An 8,743-nucleotide genomic window follows, 5' to 3' on the forward strand; every position below is an offset into this window, starting at 1 on the left:
GAAAAGATGATGGAAGAGATGGGGCGATCCCCCTACCCTCAAAAAGAATAGGAGTCGCAGTTCGATTATCGCTCACACTGTATCGGGCAGCTGGTTCGGCGGATATTCCGAAGGTAAGCCACTCACCAACATCGAAATTCTCTTTCTGCCCAAGGGGATGAGCGAGTCGTATTACACGACGGATCAAGTGGAAGGCGATCCGACCCTGACCCTCGACAGCTTTGAAATCGACGGGGAGACAGGACAGGTCGCGGGCGCATTTTCAGGCAAAATGTGCCGTGTCGCAAAACTCTACCAAGCACCTGACCTGGATGACTGCATGGGCGTCTCGGGAACATTCGAGACATCGCTGATGGTCCAGAAACGCTAGGCGGACTTCAACCTCCGCGACAGGTTGGGGCCAAATCATCTCCACCATCAGTTTGTCTTCGTCGGCCAGTGTACGCAGTATTTCATACCGCTGCTGCGCAATAATGCTTTTTGCCTTTCTATGTCGCCTGTAGCGCCGCTGGGCCACGCGTTGGTCTCGCGGGTCTGTAAGCATTCAACATATAAATGAATTAAATTCATTCGGAGAGTTAGGATAATTAATTTGATTTATAAAGTAATTTCAATGCTAATACGTTTAAACAACGAAAAAGGACCACTCCGATGACAACAGCACTTGATGTAAAAACTCCACAAAATTCAAGCGCCCCGTTGCCAGAGACGGATTTTTCAAAGCTCACGGAAACTTCAGAGTTCAAACATCTCTTGGAAGCCATTGCCGAACGGCGTGGCGAAATTGAACAGATGCGACACGTGCCCAAAGACATCGTGGCACTGATGAAAAAGGCACGGATTTTTCGTTCGGCGACCCCAACACGCTTTGGCGGCGATGCTCTTGCCCCACATCATTTTTTAAAAATGGTCGATAAAATTGGCACCGTCGATGGCTCTGCCGCTTGGGTTGCGGCATTTGGATCAGCCAACACCTATACGGCCGCACTGCCCCTAGAAGCACAAGAAATCATGTATGCGGACGGACCTGACCAAGTGTTTGCTGGCGGATTACACCCCGTACAAAAGGCCACACGCGTAGATGGTGGTTGGTCTGTATCGGGTCGTTGGAAGTTTGCATCGGGTTGCATGGGCGCTGACTGGATCGGCGTTGGCATAGAGGGTGCGCCACAAGGCGACGAACCGAATGCGCCCCCCACAGTAATGATGGCTGTTGCGCCCGCAGATGAAATCGAAATCATCGAGTGCTGGGATGTATCAGGCATGCAAGGCACAGGCAGCCACGACACCACGGTTACGGATAAATTCTACTCTGATACCTGGATTTGTGAGCGCGGCGCACCTGGGATTTTTGACGAGCCTCTCTACCGATACCCTGCGATGGCGTATCAGGCTCAGGTTCACGCAGCCTGCAACCTCGGTTTGGCGCGTGCAGCAATCGAGCAAGCAAAATCAGTTTCGGGTGCGGCGAAATTGATGGCCGGGCATGCCCGCCTTTGCGACCGTGGGTATTTCCTAACGGGGATAGCCGAAGCAGAAGCCTCCTTGCGCGGCGCACGGGCGTTTTTCTACGAAGCCGCAGAAGAGGCGTGGGACTACCTGCTACAGGGAGATCCTGTCCCGCTTGAGCACACCAATCTGTTGCGTTTGAGTGCTTCGAACGCGGCCAAGGTTGGGGCGCAAATCGTCCAAAAATGCTACACGATTTCAGGTATGGGCGTGATCGCAAAAGGGAATCCCATGCAGCGCTATTTACGCGATGCAATGGTGGTTACCCAACATGCGGCAGTGACCGATATGACGATTGAGAATGCAGGACGCGTGCTGGCCGGCCTGGAGGCTCCTCGCGGGTATCCGTAAGCAAAACCTAAACCGTTTCCATTTTCCTTATGGATTTGACAGCCTTCATGAGAAACTTCAACTCTAGCCACTTTGACCTAAACCTCATCAAGGTTTTTCTCGCAGTTTGGGATATGCAAAGTCTTACAGACGCAGCAGAGCGTCTTGGCTTGACCCAGCCCGCAGTAAGCCATTCGCTGCGTAGATTACGCGATCAGTTTTCCGACCCCCTCTTCCAACGCGTTGGAAACCAAATGTTGCCAACAGCAACAGCGACCCGACTGCGCGGTCCGTTTGAGGCTGCACTTTCCTTGCTAGAGCAAACGGTGCAGGACACTCATCACTTTGTGCCCGAAACCACGTCGCGCCGTTTTCGCATCGCGATGACAGATACAGGTGAGTTTTTCTCTATGCCGCGCATTCTGGCCGCCTTGGAAAAAGCGGCTCCTGAGGCAAACATCACATCCGTTCGCATTGACCCATCTGAGATCGCAAGCGCCCTACGTAGTGGTCATGTGGATTTGGCCATCGGCTATCTACCGGGGCTAGACACAGCCCAGTGCCACGGAGACCTTTTACTAAACGACCATTTGGTTTGTTTGATGCGCGAAAATCATCCTGCATTGACACAAGACTGGTCGGAAGAAAGCTTTGCGTGTTTACCCTTTGTCGACGTCAGCCACGCGGCAACTGGGTATCAAATGGCCCAAGACAGCTTTAAACGCCGCGGCCTGCACATAAACACAAAAGCGCGTCTTGATCATTTTACCGTTGTGCCAGAAGTCGTGCGCCAAACAGATTTTGTCGCAATATTCCCGCATTCCATCTTTTTACGTCTTGAGGGGCGCGGAGGCTTTGCTGCCCGCGACCTTCCTTTCGAGTTGCCATCCTATGACATCAAACTCTGGGTGCATTCTAGCTTTTCTGAAGACCCCGCATTGCTTTGGCTTCGTTCGCTTATTCAGACAGCACTCACATCACCGGAGATCATTCCACATGACCATTAGTACTGATCTATTTCGCAAAACCATGTCGCTTTTCCCGGGAGCTGTGACGCTTGTCACCGTGGGACAAGGCGATGGTCGGCGCGGCATTACGGCCACGGCTGTTTGTTCCGTCACGGACACACCGCCTAGCCTGTTGGTTTGTGTCAACCGTGCAACGGAGACCTGTACCGAAATCACCCGCTTGAAACACTTTAGTATTCAACTTCTTGACCATACATCCGATGACATCGCCCTCGCCTTTGCAGGTGCTAAGGGATTGCATGGGGCAGAGAAGTTTTCGGTTGGGGTGTGGGAAGAAACAGACCAAGGCTTGCCACAACTTACCACCGCAGTTGCGTCGGTATGTTGTGAGTTGAGTTCCTACACGGATGTTGGAAGCCACAGGGTTTTTATCGGTGCGATCAAGGACTCAACCCTCGAAGTAGGCGATGCTTTGATCTATGCCAGAGCGCAGTTCGGGCGCGCGCAAGCAACACTCTAAATTTGGGAGCAGCGGCTAAAAGCCTATTCCAAAGCTGCCGCTGCCGCATCACTGGCGTGTGTGAGAAACAATGCGTCCGAGCCCTCAATCACAAAAGACAGCCGTGAGAGCCAACGTTTGCTCGCGCTGCGGTCAGCCGTAAATATGCCAACAGGCACGCCTGCCACTTGCGCTGCAGATACTAAACGCTCGATCAACGCATCGAGGGTGTCATCACAGGCATGGGCCGCAGCATCAACGCCCAGATCACCAGGGCCAATAAAAACCAAATCAATCCCTGCAACGGATAGGATGTCGTCGACATTTTGCACGGCTTGGAGTGTTTCGAGTTGAATCGCGACAAAGGTTTCCTCGCGCGCACGTTCAATCGACCCTTCGATGTCTCGCAAATAAGATGCAGCCCGGCCCGGTCCGGCCCCTCGCGTGCCATGGGGGGCAAACCGCGCGGCTTTCACAACGGCCCTTGCTTCATCCGCAGTTGAGATATGTGGAACAAGAACACCGCAAGCACCGGCGTCCAAGGCGGCTGATATATTCTGAGATAGATTGCTCCGCACCCGCACGATTGCAGGGACACTCGCAATATCGGCGGCGCGGAGCATATCGGTCAAAAGCCCATCTGAAATCGGACTATGCTCGGTATCAATGCAGATAAAATCGGGATTTGCACCTGCAACGATCTCGACCGTCATTGGCGTTGGGATGGCTACAAACGGCCCCCGTAGTGGAATGCGTTTTGAAACGGCATCGCGCAAATATGTCATGCTGTACCCTTAGTATGAGAGCATATGTGTGAGGTATGGTGAGTCCTCGAATTACCTAGAATTTTTACGTGAAAATCGGATGTTAGGCGCATATCCTTGTGTTTCACCATCATTGGCCCAAGGTATCGGCAATCCGTGCTTCAAACTGACATGCGTCAGCCCCTGTCGCAGAACATGTGGTTTCAGTGACGTGCGTCGGTGCGCCAAAGATCATCCCTGAAACAGCAGTCAGCATCCCAACAATAAGAGCACAGACAGGCACATCAGAGGCTCCGTACCCCGCAGCGAAAGGAGAATTTCTAACGGTCACGCTTAGGCTATCCTCTGTCAAAACCGTGTCCCAATCCCCCCAGCCCAACTGGCCTGATGTTTCGCGGATCACGGCAAGAAGAGCCTCCGAGGCCCCTGCCCCGGCGTCTTTATAACTTTGAGCCGATTTGCCGCCATTTGTAAAAACCGAACGGATCATGGCTTCGAACACTGCTGGGCGCTGTTCGGCAGGCATTTCCAACACAATCCCCATCACCGCTTCCGGCTTGATGAAAATATAACGCATATCACCATCGAAATAGGTTCCTGCCTCAGCATCGTAAGACAGTCTGTCACGAAAACTCATTGATTTATCCTTTTTGTAGATCAAGCAGGTTTCTCACATCAGAGAGGGGATAAAGGTGGCCAAGGATGGCACTAAGATCACCAAAGCTATTAGCAAGAAAACGCATAGAATATAGGGCAAGGCCGCTTTCGCCACTTCTGGCAATGTCGTTCCGGGTGGACTGACGCCATGCATGACAAACAACAGCAATCCGAACGGTGGTGTTGTGAAGGACACTTCAAGCATCAAAAGCATGATCAGGCCCCACCAAATCATGTCGAAATCCAAAGATAGGGCGAGCGGGACAAATAGGGGCAGCGTGATGAGCATCATCGACACCTGATCCATAAACATCCCAAGAACGAGCAGGATCAACGCCATGACCAAGAGTGTCTGTGTCGGCCCCATATCGAGCGATGTAGCCCAGCGAACCAAGCCAGATGAAGCGCCTGAAAATGCCAAAAGCTGTGCGAATGTCGAGGATGCTGTGATCAAAAGGAATGTCATTCCTGTCACGCGTGCCGCATCCGCAATCGCCGTGCGGACGGCTTTGAAATCGAGAGCTTTGAACAGCAAAGCGAGCGCAGCCACAGCAACAATACCAAGAGCGCCACTTTCAGTGGGTGTCGCAAATCCAGTTAAAATTGATCCGACGACAGCCATCATAATCACGACCATCGGCAGAATATCGCGGCAAAAAATGCCAGCGCGTTTGGACAGTGGGATAGGTTCAAAATCGTAGGACGGCGCAGCATCCGGATCAATTTTCGCCTGAACGAAAATCAGGATGGCATAGAAAATTGCAAGGATGAGCCCCGGCAGCAAACCCGCCACAAGAAGACCCCCAATATCAATCCCCGCCAATGAGCCAAAAAGCACGGCCAGTGTTGATGGCGGGATGATCACAGCCAAGCCACCCGACCCGAGAATTGGACCAATGGCCATATGCTTCTTGTACCCGCGCTTCATCATCTCGGGCACCATCAACGTGCCAAGCATCCCCGTGTTTGCAAGAGATGATCCAGATAATGCCGCAAACACAGTCCCCGATGTGATCGTCAAATAAGACAATCGCGCAGGAAGGCGGCCAATCAGAACGTCAATCGCATCCAGAACACGACGTGCGAGACCGGAGTGAAAGAATAACGACCCCATCACAAGAAAGAGTGGGACGGGTGCGAGGGCATAGGTCGAAACGGCCATCGTCCCGTTTGAGAGCATCTGGTCGATCCCGCGTGCGCCCCCCATGAATAAGAAGACGCCAACCACGTTGATCAAAAAGAAACCGAGCGCCACGGGCAGCCCGATGCCCATTGAAAAGATCAGGCCACCGATAAGGATCGCAATAGAAATGCTCCAGTCCATCATATCAAAGTCCCCTTACATTCCGGCATGCGCATCAGGCGCCGCTCCAAAGAAGCTTTCGCCGCGCGCGATAAAAGACAGGAACTGAGCCCCCCCAAATCCGAAACCAAGTGGCATCGTGATGTAGAGCGCCCACATCGGAGCATCAAAACTGCGTACCTCGTATGTATTTTCGATAATCGACGTGACGAAACTTTTTCCTGAATACCATGCGAGATAGAAGCAAATCAGGGCTGCGATGATATGCAGTATAAATTCCCAAACTTTGCGCACGTTCTTTGGAAGATAGGTCAAGACCACTTCGACACTGACATGCCCCCGTGTCATCACGAGATAGGGAAGGCATAAAAACGTCACATAGAGCATCGCGTATTCGACAGAATTCACCGCCCATATAAACATTGGAAGGCCGAAATTTCGGGACAACACATCATATGTGACGATCAAGACAATCGCGATAATGAAGAGGCATGCGAGGCGAAATAGAAGATTCGACACCGCATCAAGGCATCTGAACATCAAAGACATCAATGTGTCCTTTCAAGTGGGGAATTACTGGTGCGCAATACGAGCATTCGGAAATGGCGGGTTCAATGAAGCTCAAGAACCCGCCAAATGAGCGATTTTAAAAGTCCGTAAAGAAGACGGCTTTTAATTCGTCGTGCATCGTTGGGTCACGGTCCTTCAGGCGCTGCCAAGAAATGTCATACGCTTTTTCAAGGAAGATTTGACGCTGTTCACCAGTCAGCTCGAGATTCTCGATCCCGCCATCCAAAAGGATTTGGCTCTCTGCTTCATTCAACGCAATGTTGGCCTCATAAGACGATATCTCGTGGTCAATGGCGGCTTGGTTTACGATTTCTTTTGCCTCGTCCGACAAACCTTCCCAGCTATCCAGATTCATAGACACCAGAACATCTGTTTGAAAAAATCCAGGATTCACGCGGTATTTCAAAAATTTGTCCCAGCCGAAATCACGAAGCCCCGTCACAGGAAAAGCGGTTCCATCAACAACGCCGCGTTCCAAAGATGTGTACACTTCGCTTGCACTTTGAACGACATTCGTCGCGCCAAGCTCTTCTAAAAAGGACCGAAACAAAGGCGACGAACGCATCCGGAGACCTTCTAGGTTTATCTGACCATTCTCATCTGCACCCGGCTTTTCAGTCGTCCACAAAAAGAAGTTCGCGCCACCGTCAACATGCGCCAGAACATGAGCATTGGCTTTTTCGTGAAAAGGCTTGTTGACCAATTCCATCCCACCAGCGGCTCTAAGCGCCATTGGATCAAGATTGGACCCCGCAAAGGCTTCGCCTTCTGGGACAAGGTTGAGATACAGACCCGCTGGCAGCAGGAACATATCAGCGATACCGTTCTTTTGCGCCTCACCCATTCGCTCTGCGGGGATCGTTTCAGGCCCACCGATGACCTGAATTTGTACGACACCTTCGCCGCGCTCATTCACGAGATCAACAAATCCTTGAAAGTTACGCGCGTAGGACACCTGTGCAGGCACAAATGTCACAGCACGTATAATGTCTTCGGCTTGAGCGGCCACAGATGACAATCCGAGAGCTGCGGCAGCGGCAAAGCCTTTTAGAGTTAGAAGTTTCGTCATATTTTCCTCGCTGTTGGGTTTAAAGCCCCACCGTTGAACCGGTTTTTATGGACCTGATTTTTATTATTTCGTTATTTGCGACGTCGGTTTTGAACTGCTGGCCTTTCAGCCGCGACGGCTTCAAAAATCACCAGGGCCGCATCAACGAACTGTGTCATTGCGTCCTGCGCGGCTTTCTTGTCCCGCGCCCAGTAGCTTTCAGCCAATTTGCCCGCACCATTACGCGCCGTTTCTCGTCCGTTTAAAAGTTTCAGGGTCGCCGCACGGACCAAATGGACCTGCATATGAAACCGGGAGAGCGTTTCTTTCAGACGACGGTTATGAATTCGGGACATCCAGAAATTACGAAAGGCGATATTTGATGTCGCGGCATCTTCGGGCGTTTGTGCGGCCTGCACGTCAGCAAGAAGCAAACGCAGCTCCGTATCATCATCTTCGGTGGCAAATTCAACGAGGCTTGAAAACGCCAAAGGCTCTAGCGCACGACGGATCGCAAAAATTTCGCGTATATCTTCAACTGTAGGCGTGATGATGACATGCCCATACGGCTGTACGCTTTCAATCAAACCATCATTTTCGAGCCGCCCGAGAGCTTCGCGCACAGGGGTTCTGGACACGTCCCGCTCGCGCGCAATCGTCGCTTCCACCAAGCGATCGCCAGCTTGAAGACGGTCGGCCGAAAGATCCGACAGCAGATCATTATAAACACGCTGAACAAGGGAATGCGTCATACTTTTCTGAGACATTGGAGCGATACCTTTTTCGACCTCTTGCGGTATACCTTTAAGCCTAAAATATTAAATGCAAGAAAAATTCTTGAATAACGTACAAAAGCTTCAAAATTGCCCAAAAAGTAGGCATTTTGCGTGCAAATCCAAAATGTAGGAAGAAATAAAAGGGCGTATCTATTTTAGATAAAAAGATATTTACGCCAATAGTTAAAGACTCTGACCTGCCCCCCGCTGGTCCCTCGTTCATAATGAGAGTCTGCGGGTTTGTGCTGTGCTACCCAAAGTGTCCCCAGTCAGGGCTAGATTTTCCGCATATTGCTCACACAGACGGGCTGGATGCGTC

The 8,743-nt window shown here is 51.5% G+C and carries 10 protein-coding genes; 4 read left to right on the forward strand and 6 right to left on the reverse strand.

Features of this window, described 5'->3' with window-relative positions; genetic code table 11:
• The first annotated feature begins 157 nt into the window (after nucleotides 1–157).
• From ACN0TS_RS18630 to ACN0TS_RS18645, 4 genes are all read left to right on the forward strand, one after another.
• Nucleotides 158–370 (forward strand): hypothetical protein, encoded by a 213-nt coding sequence (locus ACN0TS_RS18630; RefSeq protein WP_417260829.1) that lies wholly within the window; start codon nucleotides 158–160, stop codon nucleotides 368–370.
• A 281-nt stretch (nucleotides 371–651) separates the two neighbouring features.
• A complete protein-coding gene (locus ACN0TS_RS18635) occupies nucleotides 652–1,860 on the forward strand; it encodes an acyl-CoA dehydrogenase family protein (RefSeq protein WP_417260830.1) in 1,209 nt (402 codons plus the stop codon).
• A gap of 47 nt (nucleotides 1,861–1,907) precedes the next feature.
• Nucleotides 1,908–2,846, forward strand: a complete 939-nt coding sequence (locus tag ACN0TS_RS18640; protein WP_417260831.1) for a LysR family transcriptional regulator — start codon at nucleotides 1,908–1,910, stop codon at nucleotides 2,844–2,846.
• Nucleotides 2,836–3,327, forward strand: coding sequence for a flavin reductase family protein (locus tag ACN0TS_RS18645; protein WP_417260832.1), 492 nt, complete (start codon nucleotides 2,836–2,838; stop codon nucleotides 3,325–3,327). The genes ACN0TS_RS18640 and ACN0TS_RS18645 overlap by 11 nt, the downstream gene beginning before the upstream one ends.
• 23 nt (nucleotides 3,328–3,350) lie before the next feature.
• Here ACN0TS_RS18645 and ACN0TS_RS18650 read toward each other — a convergent pair whose 3' ends face one another.
• The 6 genes from ACN0TS_RS18650 to ACN0TS_RS18675 form a co-directional block, all read right to left on the reverse strand.
• Complete coding sequence (locus tag ACN0TS_RS18650; RefSeq protein WP_417260833.1) at nucleotides 3,351–4,091, reverse strand: HpcH/HpaI aldolase family protein; 741 nt, start codon at nucleotides 4,089–4,091, stop codon at nucleotides 3,351–3,353.
• 109 nt (nucleotides 4,092–4,200) lie between these two features.
• Nucleotides 4,201–4,707: a V4R domain-containing protein gene (locus ACN0TS_RS18655; RefSeq protein ID WP_417260834.1), complete on the reverse strand. Its 507-nt coding sequence runs from the start codon at nucleotides 4,705–4,707 to the stop codon at nucleotides 4,201–4,203.
• 33 nt (nucleotides 4,708–4,740) lie between these two features.
• Nucleotides 4,741–6,054: a TRAP transporter large permease gene (locus ACN0TS_RS18660; RefSeq protein ID WP_417260835.1), complete on the reverse strand. Its 1,314-nt coding sequence runs from the start codon at nucleotides 6,052–6,054 to the stop codon at nucleotides 4,741–4,743.
• Between the two features lie 12 nt (nucleotides 6,055–6,066).
• On the reverse strand, nucleotides 6,067–6,579 hold the full coding sequence (locus tag ACN0TS_RS18665; protein ID WP_417260836.1) for a TRAP transporter small permease: 513 nt from the start codon (nucleotides 6,577–6,579) through the stop codon (nucleotides 6,067–6,069).
• Between the two features lie 97 nt (nucleotides 6,580–6,676).
• A complete protein-coding gene (locus ACN0TS_RS18670) occupies nucleotides 6,677–7,609 on the reverse strand; it encodes a C4-dicarboxylate ABC transporter substrate-binding protein (RefSeq protein ID WP_417260837.1) in 933 nt (310 codons plus the stop codon).
• Nucleotides 7,610–7,740: 131 nt separating this feature from the next.
• On the reverse strand, nucleotides 7,741–8,415 hold the full coding sequence (locus ACN0TS_RS18675) for a GntR family transcriptional regulator (protein WP_417260838.1): 675 nt from the start codon (nucleotides 8,413–8,415) through the stop codon (nucleotides 7,741–7,743).
• Nucleotides 8,416–8,743 lie beyond the last annotated feature (328 nt).

It is taken from the genome of Celeribacter sp., from assembly GCF_048266405.1.
Taxonomy (GTDB): domain Bacteria; phylum Pseudomonadota; class Alphaproteobacteria; order Rhodobacterales; family Rhodobacteraceae; genus Celeribacter.

What these genes read in the sequence shown, in the direction of transcription:
- ACN0TS_RS18630 (WP_417260829.1), top strand. Translation starts at nt 158, where the DNA reads ATGAGCGAGTCGTATTACACGACGGATCAAGTGGAAGGCGATCCGACC.
- ACN0TS_RS18635 (WP_417260830.1), top strand. Translation starts at nt 652, where the DNA reads ATGACAACAGCACTTGATGTAAAAACTCCACAAAATTCAAGCGCCCCG.
- ACN0TS_RS18640 (WP_417260831.1), top strand. Translation starts at nt 1,908, where the DNA reads ATGAGAAACTTCAACTCTAGCCACTTTGACCTAAACCTCATCAAGGTT.
- ACN0TS_RS18645 (WP_417260832.1), top strand. Translation starts at nt 2,836, where the DNA reads ATGACCATTAGTACTGATCTATTTCGCAAAACCATGTCGCTTTTCCCG.
- ACN0TS_RS18650 (WP_417260833.1), bottom strand. Translation starts at nt 4,091, where the DNA reads ATGACATATTTGCGCGATGCCGTTTCAAAACGCATTCCACTACGGGGG.
- ACN0TS_RS18655 (WP_417260834.1), bottom strand. Translation starts at nt 4,707, where the DNA reads ATGAGTTTTCGTGACAGACTGTCTTACGATGCTGAGGCAGGAACCTAT.
- ACN0TS_RS18660 (WP_417260835.1), bottom strand. Translation starts at nt 6,054, where the DNA reads ATGATGGACTGGAGCATTTCTATTGCGATCCTTATCGGTGGCCTGATC.
- ACN0TS_RS18665 (WP_417260836.1), bottom strand. Translation starts at nt 6,579, where the DNA reads ATGTCTTTGATGTTCAGATGCCTTGATGCGGTGTCGAATCTTCTATTT.
- ACN0TS_RS18675 (WP_417260838.1), bottom strand. Translation starts at nt 8,415, where the DNA reads ATGTCTCAGAAAAGTATGACGCATTCCCTTGTTCAGCGTGTTTATAAT.